Raw genomic sequence first — 21,094 nt, 5'->3', positions numbered from 1 at the left:
AATATAGTTAGAAGAAAGAGAGGAGAAAATTATTTCTCCTCTCTTTTGTATTTCTACAATTTCTTATTTTAATAAATCCAATGTATGTAAAAGTAATCCCCTGTCTCCTACTTCTCCATGACCAGGTACTACCGAACTTATATTTCTATATCGCTTCAGCATATTCTCAATCGATGTGGACCATTCATTTACGTGCGCATCCGCAACATTTCCTAAATCTTTTGCTTCCGCAGATTTCACTAAACAGCCTCCAGCTAAAATTTTATATTGTGGCAACCAAACAACAATATTATCTTCTGTATGTCCTTTCCCTGGATAGAACGTTTCTACTTTTGTATTGCCAAACTTCAAACTCGTAATTGTTTGTAAATCTCCAAGCGGCTCTTCATATCCACTTTTCTTTGCTAGTTCTGCGGTTAATGCTGTACTATGCGCTTTAATGCCTCTTTCTTTCAACGTTTTTATTCCGCCAATTCGATCAGCGTGCGCATGTGTAATAATGACATCCGTTACGCGCTTCTGAAATTTCTTTTCTACCATTTCTATTAGTTCCTTCGTTAATTTGTCATCCCAAGAAGAATCAACAAGTACTAACCCTTTAGCAATATTAAGAACTAGACCGTTCGAAGGAACTGCTTCTCCATTAAAAAAACCTAACTCCGTATGAACCCATACATTCTTGTTTAACTGAGATATTGAAATGGTTCCCGTCTCATTTTTTATTACTGTTTTCTCTACCTTTTGTGATGCTTGTACAGAAGAAATTGTGCTAACAAATTGAATTGTTCCTAGTAAACCTACACATAATCCTACTTTTAACAACGTATTCTTTTTCATGTTATCAACCCTTTCCTTCAAGCTAAATAGTTATTACCTATATTAGACAATTCATCTTAAATGTTTGTTCCATATAAATGAACGCTTTATAATCGCGGCTTATGTAAATACACGCATGGTGCAGTAAAAAAGATCACCCAAATGGATGATCTTTTTTATAATTTATCAACATATTGCTTCGCTTCTAGTAAGGAAAAACCAAAAGCTTCTCTTACTCTCTTAACTGCTGTAACTTTTTTGCCTTCTTCTACAAGCTGGCGTAGTTCTTTATTAATTTCAGGTTCTCTTTCTACAATTCCCATTTCTTTCGTAATTAATTGTAATCTATCTTCAATTCTCTTTAAACGCGCATCATTTTTCTTTTCAATTGTAGCTAATTTTTCAGCGATATAAATGAAACCAAAGGCTACTATCGGTATAACCATCCAGAATTCCATAAATGTTCCCCCTTACTAACTTTCATTTGTTTTATTCCACTAACTTATGTAAATTTTACCACATGAACCATTTACTGTATAATACCACTATATCAAACTGTTAATAAAACCGATTATTTTAAGGGGACACTTTATGAAAAGATTTTTAAATACGTTACTTCAATTTGTAGTTCTTTCAATCGTGCTACATTTATTATTTGATATAGTTATAGTTAGTTGGCTTGTTTTCAATGAACCAATTAAAAACAAACAAATCATCATTTCTTTAATAACAATCTCATGGGTTATGTACATGTACCGAGACAAATTTTTTCAAAAGTTCACTTCAAACTAACTAAAAAAGAAAACACTTCATTGGTGAATGACGAAGTGTTTTCTTTTTTTTACTACTGTATAATAAAAATAATATTCTGTCTTTAAAGAAAGGAGTCACCATGAACTTAAAAATTAGCAATATATACGAGAAAATGAACCAATATTCCGTTGCAGGTTTAAGCCTCGCTGTTATATGTAATGGCAAACTAGATGAAGCGACTGCTCTTGGAACACTTGAAGCTGGAACAACTAGAGCTGTTACTACAAATTCTCTCTTTAATTCTTGTTCTATCAGCAAATTCATCACTACAATGCTCGTACTAACATTATCAGAGCAAGGTATCGTATATTTAGATGAAAACGTAAATGATAAACTCACATCTTGGAACATCCCTACTAATCTATTTACTTCACAAAAAAGCATCACTTTGAGAAACTTATTAAGCCATCAATCTGGACTCATTGATCCACCTAATGGTTTTGAACATTATACACCTGCAAAAGGCTTACCTAATATGTCTGAGCTCCTTTCCGGTAAAACACTATATTGCCCCGTACCTATAGAGGTAACTTATAAACCAGAAAGTGAATTTCACTACTCAGACGCAGGCTTTTGTATAACCGAACTACTACTTGAAGATATTACAGGAAGATCATTTAGTCAGTTATTAGAAGAACACATCTTCCAGCCACTACAAATGAAAAATAGTACACTTTTCTCTCCAAAAGACATAGATAAAACCGATGTTTTTGCTTGCGGACATAATAAAGATAGAACTGTAACAAATGAGAAGTATCCATTTTATCCATTCGCAGCTGCTTCAGGTATTTGGACAACACCAACTGACTTATCAGCTTTAGTTATTGAAATCATTCATTCCTTACAAGGAAAGGGCAAACTAAAACTTTCTCAAAAATTAGTAATAGACATGATTTCTCCTCAAGGTTGCTCAAAATGGACTGGATTAGGTGTTTTTCTAGATGATCCTAATGAAGAATTACAGGTTTATTCACTCGGATGGGGCGTTGGATTTCAATGTATGATGGTTTGTTATCCATACTGCGGGAATGGTGCTGTTATTATGACCAATTCCGATTTAGGTGTTCATCAAATGGAAGGGATCATTGGTGAGGTTGTAAAAACGTTATCCTTATAATGAAAATAAAGAAGCTGTTCCTTCCAGCTTCTTTACCTATATAACATTTTTCGCAACAATTTTTATATGTTCTGGTGCGATAATTTCCGTTATACTTTCTTGGAAATCTTCCCGCAACATTTCTTCCAAATGTTCTAACTGCACTTCAACATGAGTGCATTCTAAATTATGTATATTTAATAGTGCATAATGATCTTTTTTCTTAATTACTAAATATTGATTTTCCTCTGTCACAAGTACAGAACCTAATCGGACTCCTAGTAAGCGTTGATCGTCAAACTTCATAATTACTTCTCCTTCCCTCATATAAACGAAACTACAATGAAAATAATTACATTTATAGAAAAAACTTATTTAGACTATATCATAATTTACTAAAATATAAATATCATTTTCTCTTTTAATAAAAATCCCTATTTTTTCATATATTTCGATACAAAAAACTTTCTCAACATGAAATTAGAATTTTCAGTTTTTAATTCCATAAAAATCTATTATAATAAAGTTAATAAATGTTTGACCTCTCCTAATTCATGTACATATGGATGATCAGTAGTTCTTGCTACTGATCTATTTTTTTGATTTCAGAAAGTACATACGCTGCATCCTTTCCTACACCACAAATAAGTGCGGAACCCCTTTGAGATTGCCATGGTAAACCGATATAATACAATCCTTTTACTGGACTGATTCCCTTTATATGATTAGGAAATCCTTTCTCATTCACTGCCTTTTCTATTTCAATCCATTTATAATCTTGAGCAAAACCAGTTGACCATATAATGCTTTCTGCACTATATGTATCACCATTCTGAAACATAATGTTATTACTTGATACACTTACTACTTTTTCCTGCAGTTTAATTGCTCCACTACGGATAAGTTTCTTACCTTCAAAACCGAAAATGGGATCCTTCCTCTTCTGAAACCATTTTCCCCTCTTAGTATTTACTTCAGCATACAATAAACCTAATTTTTCTAACCAATTAAAAATGTTTTTTCTAAAAAGATGTAACGGTAAAAATGTTAAAGGATGACTGATAGACATCGTAACTTCATGAGTTTTTGCAAGTTCTACTGCTATTTGCATTCCTGAATTTCCGCCACCTACTACTAGTACTCTTCCCTTTGGGATTTGTGATGGTGATTTATATTGTGATGAATGTGCTTGAAAAATATGTGATGAAAGATGTTGTGAAAATGAGGGAATGAATGGCTGCTGAAAACCACCTGATGCGATAATAACTTTTTTTGATTGTAATATTTCTTTAGAAGTATGTAATTCGAATATATCTTTTTCTTTCTTTATTTTTAAAACTTCAGTTTGCAATTGTATCGGCAACTGAAAACGCCCTGCATATTCTTCTAAATAAGTCGCAATTTCATCTTTACTTGGAAATCCATTCCCTTCTCCTTTTAATATCATACTTGGTAAACTACTATATTCCCTCGGTGTGAAGAGCTGTAAAGAATCATATCTGTTTCTCCATGAATCACCAATTCGGTTTCCTGCCTCAAGTAGTAAAAAATTATAGCCTTCTTGCTTCAAGTAATTTCCCATTATTAATCCAGCTTGACCCGCTCCGACGATAATTGCATCTAACATCCTTTTCCTCCTTCTCATTTCACATGAATATATGCTCATTTGTTCATATGTTTTATCATACGATTTATTTTTCAATAATTCAATCTGTTTAACAAAATGAAAAAGAGCAGTTCACTACTTTATGAACTACTCTTCATTCCATTTATTTAATACGTAATTACACTGCACTATCTCTGAAAAATTTATATATTAATCCCTTCCGGTTCTACCATCTCTCCTCATAAAATACGATTCTATTTGAAAACGGATCAATTACAGTTAATTCGATTGTATCCCAAGGTGTTTTTTCTATATTTGGCTTCGAATAAGCATATTCTTTATTCAATAATATAGAATGATAATCCTCTACATTATCTATTTTGACGCGAATCGCACCGCCTGGCGAAGCATCTCCATGATGTTCTGATAAATGCATTACAGCATCATGTAACGAAATTTGTATATATAATGGCATATGTTCCTCATAACGATGTTCCCAATCCATTTTAAATCCTAAAAAATCCAAATAAAATAGCTTTGCTTTTTCAACATCAAAAACTCTAAATATAGGTGTAATCATTTATAATCCTCTCTTATTTATAAACATCTGCCGCCAATTCCCTCAATACATCCACATTCACTACTTCAAAACAACCATTGTTCTTTTTTATAACCTCTTTATCACAAAAAATATTTAATGTGCGCAATAAATGCCGATAACTCGTTCCTAACAATTCAGCTGTTTCCGTTAAATTCCCACTAAATACAATTCGATTTCCGTGCTGCACTGCTCGTTCCCCTGCTGCTAACATGTAACTTGCAAGTCTGTTTTCAAGTGGATATAGTAAATTAATTGTACTATTTTTTGAAAGTCGATTTAACTTATGTGCTAACGATCCGCAAATACATCGTAAAAATTTCGCATCATGAAATAGTTGATTTCTCACTTTCCCTAAAGGCAAACCAACACAATATGAATCTGCCATCACTTGTACGTTTGAAGCAGTCTTTTGAGAATGAATTAACTCAACATCCCCTAGCAGCTGCAAACTATCATAAAAGCATAACAATACAGATTTCCCGTTACTTAACGTATTAAACGCTTTCGCTTTTCCTTCAACAAAAAAATATAAATAATCTATCTCTTCATTTTCTCTACAAATAAACTCATTCTTTTTAAAAAATATAAGTTCCATATACGGTTTCATATCATTACTAAAAAATGAGTCAATATTATTTTGTATCATATACTCTGCTAATTTAATTGAATTACATACTTTCTTCATAGTTCCCCCGCCTTTACAACTCATCCCCATTGTAATCAAAATTTTCTTCTTCCACTATGACATATGTCATAGTAATACACAATTTCAGCATGATACAGTCATTACAAATATGAAAATTAAAGGGGATATTACATTGTATAACTTTCTTTCTGTCTTTATTGGTGTGCTCATCGCCGTTATGCTTCCACTGAACGGGATTTTATCTGAGTTAATTGGTAAGTACACAGCAAGCGTTGTCATTCACCTTGTCGGTTTAATTGCAGTTATTTTCGTTTTAATCATAAACAAAAATAAAATTCGTTTCGATAAAGGCATTCCACTTTTTCTATATAGTGCTGGAGCGATTGGGGTATTCACTGTTCTTTTTAATAATATAAGTTTCTCCGTCCTTGGTGCCTCTATTACGATCGCATTAAGTTTACTTGGTCAATCCATTGCTTCCATCGTTATTGATCATTTCGGCTTATTAGGAATGAAAGTTGCAAAGTTTGAAAAGAAAAAACTAATTGGATTATGTTTCATCTCTTCCGGAATTATAATCATGACAATTTATTAATGGAGGCAAGAAAATGTTATATATTACAATCGCTATTTTAGCTGGTGTTTCTATCGTTGTTGCTAGAATTATTAACGCGAATTTAGCAGCGAAAATTGGAAATTGGGAAGGCACGTTTTTTAATTATATTACTGGATTATTTTTCTCTACATTATTTTTAATTTTCAGTTCAGATTCATTATATATTCCAATGCAGACGTTACAATCTATTCCTATCGCTGTTTACTTAGGCGGATTAGTAGGCGTTATCGTCATTTCATTATCGAACTATATTACTCCTAAAATATCAGCATTTTATTTAACGTTACTCATCTTTATTGGACAATTATTTGCGGGGACTAGCATTGATTTCATCTTGTCCCACGAACTCTCAATGGGCAAAGTTATCGGTGGCATTTTCGTACTAATTGGTCTCACTTACAATTTACTCGTAGATCGCCCGATAAAAACTGTGAAACATAACTACGTTCAGTTATAATACTTTACGCTTACCTATCATATATTAATAGAAACGCTCTTCATACGAAGTAATAGAGAGGAGAATATTCTATTAAGAAAATCATTTTACTGCTCGGTAGTGCATTGATTATTTTTGGAATCGTATGGTTTTTCAACTCTGGTAAATCTATTCAAGATTTCTATACAGCAAATAAACCAAAGAAGAAAGCTACTATCATTTCAACTCAAAGGGACCCAAATGAGCCCCCTGTCTTTTTAGGAAAACAGGAAATAAAAGATATACATGTCGAGTCAATTAAAACAAAAAAGGATATCTTTCTTACAAAAACAGATGAAGTAAAAACGTTTATTAATAGTATGGATACCGCAAAAAAAGGAAAATTAACATTAGATGAAGAAGGATCAGATTTAATAGATTGTGATATGTGGATTACTTTCGAAGATGGAACTTATAAAAAATATTTCATATGGATAGTTGACCATCATAGTAACGAAGTGATGATTGCTCAGCAAGATACTCCTGATGATGTAAACCTTACGTACTATCAATTAAATGAAGATAGCTCAAAAAAGGTTTATAACTTATTTAAAAAAATTATTTAAACGAAAAAGTCATGAGCACGTAAGCCCATGACTTTTTGCACTATATATATTCCGGGAACACTTTACAGCTCTTTTCCTGTTCTATATCATGTCCAAAGAAAACAATTGGGTTCTCTTTGCTAACAATTTCTTTTAAACGCTTAATTGAAGATAAAGCTAATTCCGAATCAACCCCCGCGAACGGCACTTCATCTTCAAAATTCTCTTTCGTATACGATGCATCAATCGTTAATAACACTGGGCCAGTGTTTTCCGTCTCAATGAATAGTGATTGATGCCCTGGAGTATGGCCTGGTGTATGCAATAATTGAACTCCTGGTACGACTTCATAATCGCCTTCAATGATTTTGTAGTTTAAATTCGGCAATATACATTCTTTCATATATTCTTCGCTATGCTGCGCCGCCTCATATTCAGCACGCTGCACAATAATCGGTGTATTTGTAAAAACACCATTTCCCCCTGCATGATCAAAATGCAAGTGAGAACTAATAATATAAATAAGGTCTTCCGGCTCATAACCAACGCGTTTTAAAATATTCACGATTCTATCTTCTTCAGTCATTTTCGGTAAAATCTGCCCTTCAACAAATGTACCATCAAATAAATTTTCATTATTAACCGCACTTTCTGGCATACCTGTATCTACTAAAATTGGCCCTTCTTCTGTCTCCAATAAATAACACCATACTGGTAAGTTTAATAAATTCCCCGGTGTGAGCGTACTATTAACAGAAGAACAATCTAACATACAACGACCAGCTGGTACGAAATAAAGCTTCTTTACCGTCATTATGTATCCACCTTTACATTTCGTTTTGAATAAAACAATACAGTAAAAAATTCTACTTTTTAGAAATAAACTCCTTCTACTCTTTCATTCCAGCATACAAAAAAATGTACTTTTTACATAACAGCATTTCACCATCTATAATAAAGGAGTAAATGATTCTTACTTTAATGGAGGGACTACAAATGAAAGCAATTGGTTTACATGAATACTTACCTATTGAAGAAGAAAACAGTTTAATTGATATTGAAGTTGAAAGACCTGTTGCCGTAGGAAGAGATATACTTGTTAAAATTAACGCGATTTCCGTTAATCCAGTTGATGCAAAAGTTCGCTCTCCGAAAGATAAAAAAGAAGATGTAGCGAAAATACTTGGCTGGGATGCTAGTGGTGTTGTCGTACAAACTGGCGAAGGTTGTACGTTATTTAAAGAAGGCGATGAAGTGTTTTACGCTGGAAGTATTACGAAACAAGGTACATATAGTGAATACCACCTAGTCGATGAAAGAATCGTTGGTAAAAAACCTAAAACTTTAAGTGATACTGAATCTGCCGCAATTCCTTTAACAGCTATTACGGCGTGGGAAGGTTTATTCGAGCGTTTAGGCATTAATTACGCTAAGAAAAGCGAAAATACATTTAAAAACATTTTAATTATCGGCGGAGCTGGTGGTGTCGGTTCAATCGCAATTCAGCTTGCGAAATGGGCTGGATTAAATGTAATCGCAACTGCGTCTCGCGATGAAACGATAGAATGGGTGAAAAACTTTGGAGCTCACCATACAATTAACCATCATAAACCTTTAAAAGAGCAACTACAAAGCCTTGGATTCAACGATGTAGATTATATTTTCTGCTTAAATAATACAGATCAGCATTGGCATGGTATAGGTGAAGTAATTAAACCACAAGGTAAAATTTGCTCTATCGTAGAAAATGAACATCCTCTTGAAATGGGCATTCTAAAAAGTAAAAGTGCGACCTTTGTTTGGGAGTTTATGTTCACAAAGCCGATGTATGAAACTGGTGATATGATTACGCAGCATGAACTATTAAATAAAGTGAGCGAATTATTAGATGAAGGTATTTTAAAGACCACTTTAAATGAAACATTAGCACCAATTAACGCTGAAAACTTAAAGAAAGCACATGCATTACTTGAGAGTGGACGTACAATTGGAAAAATCGTATTAGAGAAATTTTAATCATGATAGTGACAGATAGTATGTGAAATTATATCAACGATTTTTCCAATATATCTATCACAAATCAAATTATATCAATAATCCGACAAGGTATATCAATTTATCGACAAATAACAACAATAAGAAAAGGCTGTTCCAGATGAACAGCCTCTTCTTTATTTACTTGAAATCTCTTGATTATTTTGAGTATCTAATGGCGCTCGCTTCCCTATTCCGAAAACATAGAAACTAATTGTAACGATAGCTAAGAAAACAATACCTACAACTAGTGAGATACGAGTATCATCGTTAAACCACATTCCAATTAATACCATAATTAAAAAGGCAATCGTTAAATAGTTTGTAACAGGAGCAAATGGCATTTTGAACGGATGATCTTTCATCTCTGCCCCTTTTTCTTTTCTAAAACGAATTTGACTAATTAAAATGACGAACCATGGTACCATACCTGGAAGTACACTCGCACTATACACATATACGAATAAGTTTTTTGGCGCAATATAACTTAAAACTACACCAACCGCTAAACCAATTATTACACCAACTGTACCAAATAATGGAACACCGTTACTAGAAATTTTCGTAAAGTATTTCGGTGCTTGTCCATTTACACCTAACGTATACAGCATACGTCCAGCACTATAAATACCACTATTACAACCAGACATCGCCGCTGTAATAACAACGAAGTTAATAAGTCCAGCAGCTGCCGTAATACCAACCTTCGCAAAAGTTGCCACGAACGGACTACCAATTGTACTTAATTGATCCCACGGATAAACAGTTACAATAACGAAAATAGCACCAATATAGAATATTAAAATACGCCAAATTGTACTTTGAATCGCTCTTGTAAGTGTCTTCTTCGGATTTTTCGCTTCACCAGCAGTAATCCCGATTAATTCCACACCTTGATATGCTCCAACTACAAGTGATAATGCAAAGAAGAATCCTGAAAAACCACCTGTAAAGAAACCGCCATTTGACCAAAGATTAGATATGCCAATCGCTTCTCCGCCATTACCAATTCCGAAGAAAATAAGGCCAAATCCAGCAATAATCATTAATAAAATTGTAACGATTTTAATCATCGCAAACCAAAATTCAAATTCACCAAATGACTTAACAGAAATTAAGTTAGCTGCACCAAGAATAACCATTGCAATCACACCTGGTATCCAAGCCGGTAGACCTGGGAACCAATATTGCATATACGCTCCAACTGCGATAATCTCTGACATCCCAACGATAACCCACTGGAACCAGTTACTCCATGCTGTCATATAACCAGCTAACGGGTGAATATACTTATGACCAAACGTCGCAAATGAACCTGTACTTGGCTCCATATACAACATTTCTCCCATGGCACGCATGATGAAGAAGATAAAAATACCTGCAATTGCATAGGCAAGCATTACTGACGGACCTGTCCACTTAATCGTGCTAGCTGAACCCATAAACAAACCAACACCAATTGTTCCGCCTAAAGCAATCATTTGAATATGACGTGCTTCTAAACCTCTTTTCAATTCTTTGTTTGCCACTTCACTTCCCCCTCTTAGATGATTCATAGCCGCATTTTAAAACAAGATGCTTTCCCCTAATTCCTTTTGGCCTGAAAATGATGAAGCAAACGTCATTTTACACTAGCTTTAAAGCTATCCTAAAATCGTTTTTTGCCTCTTGCAAAATTCTCAAAACCTTTCATCTTCCAATATTCTATAAATCTTAAAATTACTTATTTTATATTAATTCATTTATCTGAAAAATTCAATTATTTTTTCAATAAATTAATATGCATAATGATGTTTAATTTTTAACTGAATTAGCAATAAAATACATCTATTCAAAATGGTGCCGATATGAATATTATTACAATATAAATAACCGAGGAGAGCAGTTCTCCCTCGGCTTCATATATCATATAACTCAATATTTATAGTTGCTAACGTATTTTAAAAGAATTTCATTCCTATTGCTACTACCATTTTCAAAATTTATTTTCATACTTTTTAAACACTCTATTAACATCTCAAACAAAAATACAATATATTAGTAAAGTTACATACCATATACACCCTTAGCAAGGATCTCTTTATCAAAGCGAACAAATTTACTCTGTACTTCCATTCCAGCTGCTTCATATACGCGAGGTGCGCCTGTAATATTTTCAGAATCTACATTCAGTTGAACTTTTAAAGTCCCTTCTTCGTACAATTGACTAAATGCATGGTGTAATAGTGATAATCCTAACCCTTGTTTCCGCTTAGAACATCTTACACCTAGATGCATAATTTCAGCTTTATTATCAGTACCCTTTTTACTAAATATAAAACCAACTACCTCATCCACAGCCATTGCTAGTGACCATAATGTAGGATGAAACCCATCTCTTTCAGTACGTTGCAAAAACTCTTCTAACGTAGAAGGTTGCGAATTCCAGTGGTCCGCAAAGGCTTCATTAAAAGCTTGATGTAATCTCCCATCATCCACACCCTGTATGTAATGTCGCACTGTAACCCCATTTGGCCATATTGGTGATGGAACATTCCCCTGCAATTCAATCCCCATCCCCCACCAAATACGAGTTGGAATAAAACCAGCTTCTTCTAACATTTTTTCCTCATAGAAATTATTTGCTTGTGTTACAATCGTGCCATTCGAGCAAGACGAATTACTAACAAGCTCCTTAGCCCGCCCTTCAAGCTTTGACCATATTATTTGTTCAATACCTTGATTCATATAATTAGAATGAATAAGTACAGCAGATGGAAACTGTCTTTCACTCCCTGTCAAAATACCATAAGCAATTATTTCTTCTTCATTCATAACAACGTAAGAACTTTTACTAACATCAATACCTTTCCATGAGTTCGTAATATCCTCTACCGTTGTATCAACTTCACCGTAAATGGCTTGATCATAAATTGTACATAGTTTTAAAATTTGTTGTAAATCTTCTTGTGTAGTTGCTTTAACATTTAGACCGTTCATATTGTACCTTCTTTCTTTTTAATCAATTTAATTTCAACACTATTCTAATAACTTATTAAAAAATAATAAAAAAGAGCCTCATTTTCCAATGAGACTCTTTTCCTAATACATAATTAAACTGTTTTTTCAACTCGTTTACCAACAATAAACACCTTAGTAAACACCAACATGATAGCTACAATAGCTAGAAAATAAAGTGGCATCACCAGTAACGAGCCCGTATGAAGTTGACTCATTCCCCAAATTGTCACCGTCACTATTATATAGTACCCTAAGCTAAACAATGCTCCAGCTGTACCAATGACATCTTGAAAATCTACTAATGCTAAACTTAAACAGTTAGGTAATGCTACCCCAATTCCTAATAGCAATATAAACATCGCTACTAAAAATCCAATCATATATATTATGTTTGGATTTGATCCAACTGAAGTAATAATAGATAAAGCGACTGCTCCACCTGTCATTACAAAACAACCGATATATATAATTTTCTCTGGTTTATAAGTGGTAAGTAACCGCTTTGAAACTTTCGCTCCAATAATAGAAGCGGAAGCAACAACAATTCCTAGAAATCCGTACATACTAGGCGATAACTGAAAGTATTCAATAAAGATAAACGGCGCTTCTGCATAATAGCTAAATAAAACGCCATTCGCTCCTCCAATTAATAGCCCATATGTTACTACTTTCGGATTTGTAATCAACCGTTTTAAAACAGAAAACACATTTATCTTATCCGTTACTGCACCCATTTTTGTTTCTGGAAGAGAAACAAACGTATACAGCAAAATTCCGATACTCATAACTACTAAACTTAAAAATACTATTTTAAATCCAAACATTTGATCAAGAAAGCCACCAATTAACGGTCCTATTGCTGGTGTAAAAGCAATGACTGCCGAAATTTGAGCAAACATAACGTGACGTTTATGTCCTTCTACACTTTCACGAAGAATTGTTTGCGTCACAACTGATCCTGCACTTGCTCCAAACGCCTGAATAAAACGACTTAACAATAAAAATTCAATGGAACTTGCAATAAAGCATAAGAAGCTCCCCGCGCCATATATGACAATTCCAAGTAACATCGCCGGGCGACGACCAATTATATCGGATAACCATCCAATAAAAAATACACCTAAAGCAAATCCAGCAAAATAAACACTAAGCGTTAACTGCACCTCATTATTACTTACATGTAACGCCTTTGAAATGTCTGGTAAAGACGGTGTATAAATTGTTTCACTAATTTGCGGAAATGCTACAAGAATAATCATTAACCAAAGTGATGGTACTGAGACTTTTTTCATTTTTCATACCCTCCTATAACTTTGAAAATCTCAGAAATAAAAAGACTTTCCTAAGCTACGGAACAGGAGGGGCCATTATAGAAATTCGATCATAAAACAACAAAGAAAACACCTCAATTACGTATGTTAATACTTATAGGAGGGTAATATTAACATTGATTTTTAAATATACTTTTTCAATTATATTACATATTATCTCTACTTTTCTAGTGTTGATGCCTTGATTATTTGTTAGAAGATTATCATTTTTATATTATCTGAAAACTAATTCATTTCGAAAAACAGTAAAAAGAGCTGATTCAAAATATAGTTTAAGTCAGCTCTTTTCTCTCCTTTTTAGTACTTTTATGCTGATCTATTTTGTTTTTCTCGTGTTGCAAATTGTTTTTCACTACGATTCCCCATAAATCTAAAACATAAAGATAGGTGCAATCAGAGAAAATTTAACAAAAATAATTTATGAAGCATTTGAAGATAAACTTTTATCTGGGGTAAGACCTTTCCGTTAAATATAGCGTTTATAAAAGGGATTAGCCGTACATAAGACGAGCGCCTAAAATACAATTCTGTTAGAAAATTTTGCGCTATATTCTCTTTTATTTTATTTATGATAGCTGATTAATAACACATTCTAAAAATTTGTCTACCTTTTCTTTTGATGTCTCCGGCGCATGATAACCAATCGTAAATGTAAGTCTTCCATTATAAGTGCTTGCTCCCATTGAAAAAAATGGTGCATACATAATGGGTGATGTCATATACCCGTCCTCAGCTTGCATTTCACCAAACTGAATAGGTTCATCAGCGATCACCCCGAAATTTGTCATTAATGGCAACGCCATCCCCATCTGTACAGCCTGCTCGTATTGCTGATTATACATTTCCTTCACCGTAGATAGCTTCATACCTGCCAGTATCTCCATTCCTGCCGCTGAAGAAAGACCTGGATTTTGGCCCTTTATTTTATCCATTGATTGTTTAACTCGAACAAGAGTCTGATTAAATGATTCATCATCTTCCATTTTAATCACTGGCATTTCCATTCCGGATAAGTTGCAAATAGCACCAGTCGTATAATTAGGCAGATATCGACGTAAATCAATTGTCAAACCGATCATTTTTTCTGCGGTGCGAGGTTCTGCATACACAGTGAAATGTGATAAAGCACGGAAGTATGCAGTCATGATTACATCATTCAAGGTAGCCTGTTGTGCTTTTGTCCATTTGGTTAGACATAGAGTTTGCTCACGGCTCAACCGCCCTACAGACATTTTTGGGGATTTATTTTTGTTGGGTTGAGATGGAAAAGACCATAACGATGCCTGCTGTTCTTGGTTAGGACGATACGCACTTTTTACGTCCGATATTCCAGCATATTTGAATACATGTGATTGATCTCGAAAACTCTCATTTCCCTCACCAAATTCCTTTATAATTTGATCCTTAGATCCTCCTAAGGAAAGGTGCGTATAAATTGCTCCAAGCAAATTAATATATTCCTTGACTCCTGCACCATCTGAACATAGATGAGATAATTTCACAACTAACATATCTGTTGTAGTGCCTCGTAATAATTTTGTTTGAACCATAGGCCCCTGAATACGATCTCCAGGTTCCTTAATAAAATCTATTGCCATTATTTCAAGTTCTTGATCATTTCCTTCTGCAAAAAAGCAAATAGATGAGTTAGTGCCAGATGAATGTTCCTCCCAGTAAGGAGTATCATTGTCTACAAATCGACTATTCAAAACTGGCTGCAATTGTAATGTTATCCTTACTGATTGTTCAAGTATTTCCTTTGATAGACCTACAGGAAAATAAAGAACCGCATTAATTTGTTGATCTGCAGAATAAAGACCTAATAAATAATTCATTCGATCTTGAGGTGTTACTGAATACTTTCCTTGTTCCATAATTTTGTCCCCCTTTTAAGATTTTTTGTATAACCTTATGCTCCATCTAGTTGTAACTTTTCTAGTCATTTTTCTTCAAGAGCTAATACTGCTTATTTTTTGAATTTTTTCACGAAAGCACCTTTTCCATACTGCTTCCATTCCTTTTGCAGCTCTTTGTAGGTGATATACCCATTATTTTATTGTTATCGATATCCCCCACCTTTCAATAAAATCAAACAAAAACTCTTTTAGTCTACACATATACAAACATATTATAATAATGTTTATAAATTATCAATAAAACAAATAAATCTTTTTTTATATCTGTTAATTAAAAACAATACTATAATACGTTTAGGGATTACTTCATAAACAACAAACAAGACGCCACCCAAATCATGGGAGCGCCTAGAATAATGCTACAAACTTAATGAAATCTATTTATCCTCACGTCATTTATTTCTTTGCTTCCATACCCCATTCTCTTTACGATAAGTATGCTTTCCATTCATGAATCCAGCTGTATTACCAGGAATGCTATATTTCTTATTTTTAGTCTTCTTCTTCATCCTCTTCTCTTCTTGAATAGCCTGTAAATCCACCTTCCATTGTTTCAACAAATCCTTTTTACGTCGCATCGAATTTGTACCCCTCAGACTTAAATATAAATCTATTAATCATATTATATACATTTTATTATTCCTTCGATAAAAAGAGGGCACCCTCGCTCAGGTGCCAAGAGATACATATATATTGAGATAACTAACACGCTAGAAAAGACTTCAACCGAATCACACGGCAACACCTATTGATAATTGCTATTAATTTAATCATTAACAAATATATCTGGCCCCTTCTTCAACATGTACGAGAAGCCCGAAATAAATACAACACTAAATATAATAATAGAAGACCACATATTAAAATGATATTCTTTACCTGCAACCAAATTATATATGTTATGGACCAAGAAATTAGCACCTATAATAATTCCACCTAACATTGAACTAATTAAAATGCTCATTAAATAAAACTTAAGCTTTTGAAACATTTCCCCTCTACCTCTTTTCTAAAATAAACTTTATTTAGGTTATCCCAGAAAATTATACCATTTAATTTCCAAATGTTATTAAAGCTATATTTTAATTAAGGTTATTTTAAGGAAGGCATCATTTATTCCAATATCTAGTTTGTTCAAATTTTCGTTTAACATGTACCAAATTATGTTTTTCCTTCTAAATAGACCAACAATATATTAAAATACTTTATATATCAAGGAGGTTTATCATGATCAACTTTCATAAAACATTCCCCATCTTAGGATTCTTTTTATTTTTATACAGTTTTATCAGCATCATTTTTTTATTACTATTCCTTAGCGTTTAGTAACAACACGTATAAGTATATATTTAATGTGTAATTTCTATATTAAAAAAGAAAAAACAATAGTTTTGGATGCTTTTCTAGTTTTATTTTAAGTTACCTCTTTGTAATCTGTAATAATTTGCTGACTCTCATCATCATTATCAATTTCTTTTCTTAAGTATTCAAAGGTAATTTCGATTTCTTCCTTACTCTCATAATAAATCCCTTTTGTACTTTTAATTTCTGGGTCTAGTTGTTTTCCTCTGTCTTGAAGCGGGTTTATTTCTGCTCTTAAGAAAAGGCTTTTTAGAATTTCAAAAGCCAGAAAAAAAGTTTTGGATTACACTCGAATCTTTAATTCTAATCGGAACAGCCTGGATGTTAATAGGACTTTTTTATGTAACCTACATAATCAGTAAATCCCCTGAATAAAACTCCATATTCCGTCAACACTGTAGATGACATTAGATTTTTCTCCTTGCTCCCCCTTGGAGATGAGCAGTTAGCTTTTGCTAACTGCTCCTTTATTTATAACAAAAAGTAAGGTAAAAGTTACTCTCATTTTAATTAAACAACTTACTATCAATCCCCCTTCCTTTAAACCCTTGTTGCTAATGTAGTCATTCTTTTCTTATAAATTAGGCTTGCCACTGTTAAGTAATATTTGGTCATTGAGAAAAAATAAAAAGATAATGAATCGTAATTTTTTTACAAATCATCATCTTTTATTTTCCGTATTTTAACATTCTGTAAATGCATTAGCCCCAAAATATCGTACTTTTATAATTTGCCGATGATGAAGCTCATGACCAGCAATAATGTTTGCTAATGCACGAACCGTGACTTCAGAATTGTTCGCAATTCCCCTTTGTAACCAGGCATCTGTATCTAAACTTTTAAGTAAATGCACAGTAGATTGGCGAACAACTGTTAAATTCGTAAGAAGATCTTGCATAGATTGCTTATCAAAAGCTGCTCTAAGAACATACATATCGTCATTATAGCCAGGAAGTTCTGCTGTCTCACCTCTTGCTATGGACACCAAACGATATGCCATAATACGTTCAGTATCTGCAATATGACCGATTACTTCTTTTATACTCCATTTATTAGGAGCATATCGAAAATGTCCCTCACTATCAGAAATATCCTTCAATAAAAGATTCGTTTCCTTCATTTGTTGCTCTAGAATATGTATGATATCTCCATCTGGTACTAATTTTATGTACGTTGAATAGTATGGGTTATATTCATTTGTTCCTGGTCTCTTTTGCATACTTATCCTCCTCAGTATTTCATTTACACCCTACTTCAAAATGTTATCACATTAATCTAATTATTTGAATTACAAAACAAACGGTCTCCACATATGTTCATCAACTTAAGGTAAGCGGTTTGATTCTATTACAAAGTTTTCTACATGAGGCTACAATCTAGAACATGTTTCAACAGATCCATATTGTTCTAGTAGTAATTAAAAATTTTAAAACTAAAAAAGGACTCTATTTATGTAGGTCTGTTTTTCAGTATTTATAATTGATTTGTATCTAAAAATAAACATTCTATACGTATACATGCATAGTATGTTTTATCTAACTGCTATATGCTTTGTGCCAATTATAATATGAAGGACCTAAATACTCTTTTCGTTGACAAATAATGCTCGGTTCTCATAGTATCCATTCCTAATTGGATTTAGTTTATAAAACTCGTTTAGCACATTGTTTCAGTTTTTTTGCAAAAAATAGGTTCGTCCTCCACCTTCATTTAACGCTTGGAGGAAAGCAATTTCTCATTCGTATAATAAAAAGAGGGAGAATTGCCCCTCTTTCGTTTATATTGAGCTATTTTACAAGGTTAAATCATCCCTTTTAATATCAATCCTAAAACTGACATTACTATCGCACTAATAATAATTCGCAAAATCCAAGTTGTGTTTGTACTTATTTTCTCTAATTGCTTATTGATTGTTGCTATGTCTTTCTCATTAATAGTGGTACGCGTTTCTAAAGTACGAATGTCTCTCATAATTTCTTTTTGCTCTGCTTTTAGGCTGTCAATTTTCGCGTAAACATCTTCCATATATTCACACCCTCTGTTCATCTTAATAGAAAAATCTATATATATTATGAGACAACCCTCTTACCCGTGAATACATTCCATATATTCGCGCACCAAATTATTTGTACAATCTAATTGAATTACTTACATGTTTCCATTCTTCTATATAAATCTGCGTTTAGATAATATGCGATATGAATAAGCATTGAATTATTCTACTTTAAGAACGTATCCTGAACACTCTTTATATGCCGTTTCATAAAGACTTTCATCTTATTTAAAGGCTTTTTTATTTCTTTAATAACAAACAAGGTGCAATCCAACATACGGGAGCACCTACAATAATTACTATTATTTAAATCACCATTCTCATATTTACAACTCATTATAGTCAGTATAATTTTCTGAAGGAATTCTCTTTTTTAGCTGCTTAATGTAAACTAATATTAATTTGAAATAACTGTAATGATAAACTTTCTAGAACAATAAATATACTAGCTGAAACGGACCTATAGCCGATATTTTTTCCAGTAACATTAATGGTGATTTCAGCTAAATTCGTTTGAATATTATTTCCCTCAAAAATCTTATCTTCAACCTTTACAATATCTGCTTCACAATCTACTTCTTTAAAGGTTTTCAGTAATTTTGTTTCTAATAAACTAAAATCAAAGTTTTCATCTTTTATTACGGCAAATTTAATCTTCATATTGATTTCCTCATTTTTAATAAATTAAAATCATTAAATCAATATAAATATATATTATTCTATTAGTTAATTCAAAATATACGCTTCATATGTATCATTACTAAATATCATTTCTAATGAATTAAGTGCAAAAGAAACGAAATAAACAAAGTCTCTCTTTCAACCACTTCACGCATTCTGTAGCATTGGTAATAACAATATAATGAAGCAGATTAATATTAGGAGTGCCACTTATATTTAATATAATGCGGCTCTAAATTATTTTGCTCATTGCTGCTTTTTTATTTCTCACTCGAAACTTATGTAATAATACATATTTCAAATAAATTATCATCTTCCCCGTATTTTTATGATTGATTTTTTGTTCATAAATTCGTAACACATATACATGAGTTATCATGCTAAAATTAATTTATTCGAAAAAATTATTCTTAATGAATCAATAATTTTTAATACCCTGTTTAAAGCCTCGCCCCCCTGCGAGGCTTTTCCTATTTAACTAGAGTAGTAGTTGTGCTGTTACGCATTCCTACCTTTAGCTATATACTATAAATAACACTGCATGTTCATTTTAACTTTTCAGCATCAGCACACGTAAAATTCTCTCCTGCATCATTTGATTTACAAATTTTATTTATCGATTTTTCGGTTACTTTTTCATTTTCATTAGAAACTCGGTCTAAATCCATTCGAAATACTTGTTCCGGATTCTCCTTTGAATTTCCTTCAATATGAATTGTACGATCGAACATCTCAGCCGTGAAGCTGCTAGATGTATTTATCATTTTCACTCCATTATTTTCACCTACATAGCGTTCAACTACTTTTTCGGCTGCCTTTAATTGCTGAGATGTAGGATACGGTATAGATTCCGCTAAAATAACTACACCTACTAAATAAGTAATATACAAACCACCTGCAAACAAGATAACTTTTTTTACTGTTTTATTAATCATGCTCTAACTCCTTTTTCTTCTTTTGCTATTAAGATATATAACTTTCCTAATTTCTATCAATTTCTTTTTAGTACATAACATTCGTTTTACATTTTATAAAAAGCACCTCTCTTACTAATTTTCAATTTGATATTAACACTATTTTTATCGTTTTTCAATAAATAATTATTATATAACATTTTATTTTTACTGTTTTTTAGTTTTAGTTGAATCTAAAAACAACCGATTTATTTAATTGCACTACATCATCAGCAAGTTTAAAAATTTGTTAATCACTAAAATAAAAAAGAGCAACTATATGTAAATACCCCTCGATATATCTATGTAGGTTAGTCGTTTAGCTTCAGCACTCACTCTATCCGAGAATACTTTACCGAATATTCAATCTAATGTTAAAATTGACCCAATTAGCATTTTTGTCTATCACTGTATAAAAAAGTACAATAAAGAAAAGTCAGTACTTTCACAGTTAAGTAAACGCAAACTTGTTCTTCTATCTACTTACTATTTAAGGTTAATAGTGACATAACCAGCTCAAAAAATTCGACTTAAATTCATTAATGAATGG

23 protein-coding genes are annotated in these 21,094 nt (G+C 32.7%); 6 read left to right on the top strand and 17 right to left on the bottom strand.

All coding sequences use genetic code 11. The features are described from left to right. Positions 1 to 63: 63 nt before the first annotated feature. Together bla2 and JDS81_RS08355 are read right to left on the bottom strand one after the other, a co-directional pair. Positions 64 to 837, bottom strand: a complete 774-nt coding sequence (bla2, locus tag JDS81_RS08360; protein ID WP_097953811.1) for a BcII family subclass B1 metallo-beta-lactamase — start codon at positions 835 to 837, stop codon at positions 64 to 66. 155 nt (positions 838 to 992) lie between these two features. Continuing rightward, complete coding sequence (locus tag JDS81_RS08355) at positions 993 to 1,274, bottom strand: hypothetical protein (RefSeq protein WP_097953810.1); 282 nt, start codon at positions 1,272 to 1,274, stop codon at positions 993 to 995. Positions 1,275 to 1,407: 133 nt separating this feature from the next. Between JDS81_RS08355 and JDS81_RS08350 the strand changes: the two genes are divergently transcribed. After that, positions 1,408 to 1,608 (top strand): hypothetical protein, encoded by a 201-nt coding sequence (locus tag JDS81_RS08350; RefSeq protein WP_097953809.1) that lies wholly within the window; start codon positions 1,408 to 1,410, stop codon positions 1,606 to 1,608. Between the two features lie 100 nt (positions 1,609 to 1,708). Then, positions 1,709 to 2,746 (top strand): serine hydrolase domain-containing protein, encoded by a 1,038-nt coding sequence (locus JDS81_RS08345; RefSeq protein WP_001049517.1) that lies wholly within the window; start codon positions 1,709 to 1,711, stop codon positions 2,744 to 2,746. A gap of 36 nt (positions 2,747 to 2,782) precedes the next feature. Here the strand turns inward: JDS81_RS08345 and JDS81_RS08340 are convergent, their stop codons facing one another. From JDS81_RS08340 to JDS81_RS08325, 4 genes are all read right to left on the bottom strand, one after another. Beyond that, positions 2,783 to 3,031, bottom strand: coding sequence for a hypothetical protein (locus JDS81_RS08340; protein WP_000666948.1), 249 nt, complete (start codon positions 3,029 to 3,031; stop codon positions 2,783 to 2,785). A gap of 277 nt (positions 3,032 to 3,308) precedes the next feature. Then, entirely contained in the window at positions 3,309 to 4,352 is a 1,044-nt protein-coding gene (locus tag JDS81_RS08335) for a flavin-containing monooxygenase (protein ID WP_097953808.1), read from the bottom strand. Positions 4,353 to 4,557: 205 nt separating this feature from the next. Next, positions 4,558 to 4,911 (bottom strand): glyoxalase superfamily protein, encoded by a 354-nt coding sequence (locus JDS81_RS08330; protein ID WP_000632419.1) that lies wholly within the window; start codon positions 4,909 to 4,911, stop codon positions 4,558 to 4,560. Between the two features lie 13 nt (positions 4,912 to 4,924). After that, positions 4,925 to 5,617: a cyclic nucleotide-binding domain-containing protein gene (locus tag JDS81_RS08325; RefSeq protein ID WP_097953807.1), complete on the bottom strand. Its 693-nt coding sequence runs from the start codon at positions 5,615 to 5,617 to the stop codon at positions 4,925 to 4,927. 109 nt (positions 5,618 to 5,726) lie between these two features. Here JDS81_RS08325 and JDS81_RS08320 point away from each other — a divergent pair, with 109 nt between their 5' ends. The 3 genes from JDS81_RS08320 to JDS81_RS08310 all read left to right on the top strand — a co-directional run bounded on the left by JDS81_RS08320 (position 5,727) and on the right by JDS81_RS08310 (position 7,235). Continuing rightward, on the top strand, positions 5,727 to 6,173 hold the full coding sequence (locus JDS81_RS08320; protein ID WP_044793277.1) for a DMT family transporter: 447 nt from the start codon (positions 5,727 to 5,729) through the stop codon (positions 6,171 to 6,173). A 13-nt stretch (positions 6,174 to 6,186) separates the two neighbouring features. Next, positions 6,187 to 6,651 carry a DMT family transporter gene (locus JDS81_RS08315; protein ID WP_097953806.1) on the top strand — a complete coding sequence of 155 codons (465 nt, stop codon included), beginning with the start codon at positions 6,187 to 6,189 and terminating at the stop codon, positions 6,649 to 6,651. Positions 6,652 to 6,740: 89 nt separating this feature from the next. Next, the gene (locus tag JDS81_RS08310) at positions 6,741 to 7,235 is read left to right on the top strand and encodes a hypothetical protein (protein WP_141499521.1); all 495 of its coding nucleotides are present in this window, start codon (positions 6,741 to 6,743) and stop codon (positions 7,233 to 7,235) included. Between the two features lie 40 nt (positions 7,236 to 7,275). Here the strand turns inward: JDS81_RS08310 and aiiA are convergent, their stop codons facing one another. Next, positions 7,276 to 8,028, bottom strand: coding sequence for a quorum-quenching N-acyl homoserine lactonase AiiA (gene aiiA, locus JDS81_RS08305; protein ID WP_097953804.1), 753 nt, complete (start codon positions 8,026 to 8,028; stop codon positions 7,276 to 7,278). Positions 8,029 to 8,210: 182 nt separating this feature from the next. On the opposite strand from aiiA, the gene JDS81_RS08300 reads away from it, so the two are divergent. Then, complete coding sequence (locus JDS81_RS08300; protein ID WP_097953803.1) at positions 8,211 to 9,230, top strand: zinc-binding alcohol dehydrogenase family protein; 1,020 nt, start codon at positions 8,211 to 8,213, stop codon at positions 9,228 to 9,230. A gap of 155 nt (positions 9,231 to 9,385) precedes the next feature. Here the strand turns inward: JDS81_RS08300 and JDS81_RS08295 are convergent, their stop codons facing one another. The 10 genes from JDS81_RS08295 to JDS81_RS08245 form a co-directional block, all read right to left on the bottom strand. Further along, the gene (locus tag JDS81_RS08295) at positions 9,386 to 10,777 is read right to left on the bottom strand and encodes an amino acid permease (protein ID WP_098908624.1); all 1,392 of its coding nucleotides are present in this window, start codon (positions 10,775 to 10,777) and stop codon (positions 9,386 to 9,388) included. A gap of 517 nt (positions 10,778 to 11,294) precedes the next feature. After that, a complete protein-coding gene (locus tag JDS81_RS08290; RefSeq protein ID WP_097953801.1) occupies positions 11,295 to 12,227 on the bottom strand; it encodes a GNAT family N-acetyltransferase in 933 nt (310 codons plus the stop codon). 113 nt (positions 12,228 to 12,340) lie between these two features. After that, positions 12,341 to 13,540, bottom strand: a complete 1,200-nt coding sequence (locus JDS81_RS08285) for a multidrug effflux MFS transporter (protein ID WP_097953800.1) — start codon at positions 13,538 to 13,540, stop codon at positions 12,341 to 12,343. A 605-nt stretch (positions 13,541 to 14,145) separates the two neighbouring features. Next, on the bottom strand, positions 14,146 to 15,453 hold the full coding sequence (locus tag JDS81_RS08280) for a condensation domain-containing protein (protein ID WP_097953799.1): 1,308 nt from the start codon (positions 15,451 to 15,453) through the stop codon (positions 14,146 to 14,148). Between the two features lie 434 nt (positions 15,454 to 15,887). Then, complete coding sequence (locus JDS81_RS08275) at positions 15,888 to 16,073, bottom strand: hypothetical protein (protein ID WP_097953798.1); 186 nt, start codon at positions 16,071 to 16,073, stop codon at positions 15,888 to 15,890. Positions 16,074 to 16,261: 188 nt separating this feature from the next. Beyond that, positions 16,262 to 16,486: a hypothetical protein gene (locus JDS81_RS08270; protein ID WP_000486799.1), complete on the bottom strand. Its 225-nt coding sequence runs from the start codon at positions 16,484 to 16,486 to the stop codon at positions 16,262 to 16,264. Between the two features lie 1,053 nt (positions 16,487 to 17,539). Next, complete coding sequence (locus JDS81_RS08260; protein ID WP_097953797.1) at positions 17,540 to 18,076, bottom strand: DinB family protein; 537 nt, start codon at positions 18,074 to 18,076, stop codon at positions 17,540 to 17,542. Positions 18,077 to 18,657: 581 nt separating this feature from the next. Beyond that, the gene (locus JDS81_RS08255) at positions 18,658 to 18,882 is read right to left on the bottom strand and encodes a hemolysin XhlA family protein (RefSeq protein ID WP_000390466.1); all 225 of its coding nucleotides are present in this window, start codon (positions 18,880 to 18,882) and stop codon (positions 18,658 to 18,660) included. Between the two features lie 409 nt (positions 18,883 to 19,291). Further along, positions 19,292 to 19,570 (bottom strand): hypothetical protein, encoded by a 279-nt coding sequence (locus JDS81_RS08250; protein ID WP_097953796.1) that lies wholly within the window; start codon positions 19,568 to 19,570, stop codon positions 19,292 to 19,294. Positions 19,571 to 20,136: 566 nt separating this feature from the next. After that, complete coding sequence (locus JDS81_RS08245; RefSeq protein WP_097953795.1) at positions 20,137 to 20,526, bottom strand: hypothetical protein; 390 nt, start codon at positions 20,524 to 20,526, stop codon at positions 20,137 to 20,139. Between the last annotated feature and the right edge of the window lie 568 nt (positions 20,527 to 21,094).

This window comes from Bacillus cereus group sp. N31, assembly GCF_016483245.1.
Lineage (GTDB): Bacteria > Bacillota > Bacilli > Bacillales > Bacillaceae_G > Bacillus_A > Bacillus_A toyonensis.
This window is presented reverse-complemented; position numbering and strand designations above follow the sequence as displayed.

Coding starts and splice junctions, on each gene's coding strand:
- JDS81_RS08275 (WP_097953798.1), bottom strand. CDS start 16,073: ATGCGACGTAAAAAGGATTTGTTGAAACAATGGAAGGTGGATTTACAG.
- JDS81_RS08335 (WP_097953808.1), bottom strand. CDS start 4,352: ATGTTAGATGCAATTATCGTCGGAGCGGGTCAAGCTGGATTAATAATG.
- JDS81_RS08355 (WP_097953810.1), bottom strand. CDS start 1,274: ATGGAATTCTGGATGGTTATACCGATAGTAGCCTTTGGTTTCATTTAT.
- JDS81_RS08285 (WP_097953800.1), bottom strand. CDS start 13,540: ATGAAAAAAGTCTCAGTACCATCACTTTGGTTAATGATTATTCTTGTA.
- JDS81_RS08345 (WP_001049517.1), top strand. CDS start 1,709: ATGAACTTAAAAATTAGCAATATATACGAGAAAATGAACCAATATTCC.
- JDS81_RS08350 (WP_097953809.1), top strand. CDS start 1,408: ATGAAAAGATTTTTAAATACGTTACTTCAATTTGTAGTTCTTTCAATC.
- JDS81_RS08245 (WP_097953795.1), bottom strand. CDS start 20,526: ATGATTAATAAAACAGTAAAAAAAGTTATCTTGTTTGCAGGTGGTTTG.
- JDS81_RS08260 (WP_097953797.1), bottom strand. CDS start 18,076: ATGCAAAAGAGACCAGGAACAAATGAATATAACCCATACTATTCAACG.
- bla2 (WP_097953811.1), bottom strand. CDS start 837: ATGAAAAAGAATACGTTGTTAAAAGTAGGATTATGTGTAGGTTTACTA.
- JDS81_RS08320 (WP_044793277.1), top strand. CDS start 5,727: ATGAAAATTAAAGGGGATATTACATTGTATAACTTTCTTTCTGTCTTT.
- JDS81_RS08290 (WP_097953801.1), bottom strand. CDS start 12,227: ATGAACGGTCTAAATGTTAAAGCAACTACACAAGAAGATTTACAACAA.
- JDS81_RS08270 (WP_000486799.1), bottom strand. CDS start 16,486: ATGTTTCAAAAGCTTAAGTTTTATTTAATGAGCATTTTAATTAGTTCA.
- JDS81_RS08280 (WP_097953799.1), bottom strand. CDS start 15,453: ATGGAACAAGGAAAGTATTCAGTAACACCTCAAGATCGAATGAATTAT.
- JDS81_RS08315 (WP_097953806.1), top strand. CDS start 6,187: ATGTTATATATTACAATCGCTATTTTAGCTGGTGTTTCTATCGTTGTT.
- JDS81_RS08330 (WP_000632419.1), bottom strand. CDS start 4,911: ATGATTACACCTATATTTAGAGTTTTTGATGTTGAAAAAGCAAAGCTA.
- JDS81_RS08255 (WP_000390466.1), bottom strand. CDS start 18,882: ATGGAAGATGTTTACGCGAAAATTGACAGCCTAAAAGCAGAGCAAAAA.
- JDS81_RS08300 (WP_097953803.1), top strand. CDS start 8,211: ATGAAAGCAATTGGTTTACATGAATACTTACCTATTGAAGAAGAAAAC.
- JDS81_RS08340 (WP_000666948.1), bottom strand. CDS start 3,031: ATGAAGTTTGACGATCAACGCTTACTAGGAGTCCGATTAGGTTCTGTA.
- JDS81_RS08250 (WP_097953796.1), bottom strand. CDS start 19,570: ATGAAGATTAAATTTGCCGTAATAAAAGATGAAAACTTTGATTTTAGT.
- JDS81_RS08325 (WP_097953807.1), bottom strand. CDS start 5,617: ATGAAGAAAGTATGTAATTCAATTAAATTAGCAGAGTATATGATACAA.
- aiiA (WP_097953804.1), bottom strand. CDS start 8,028: ATGACGGTAAAGAAGCTTTATTTCGTACCAGCTGGTCGTTGTATGTTA.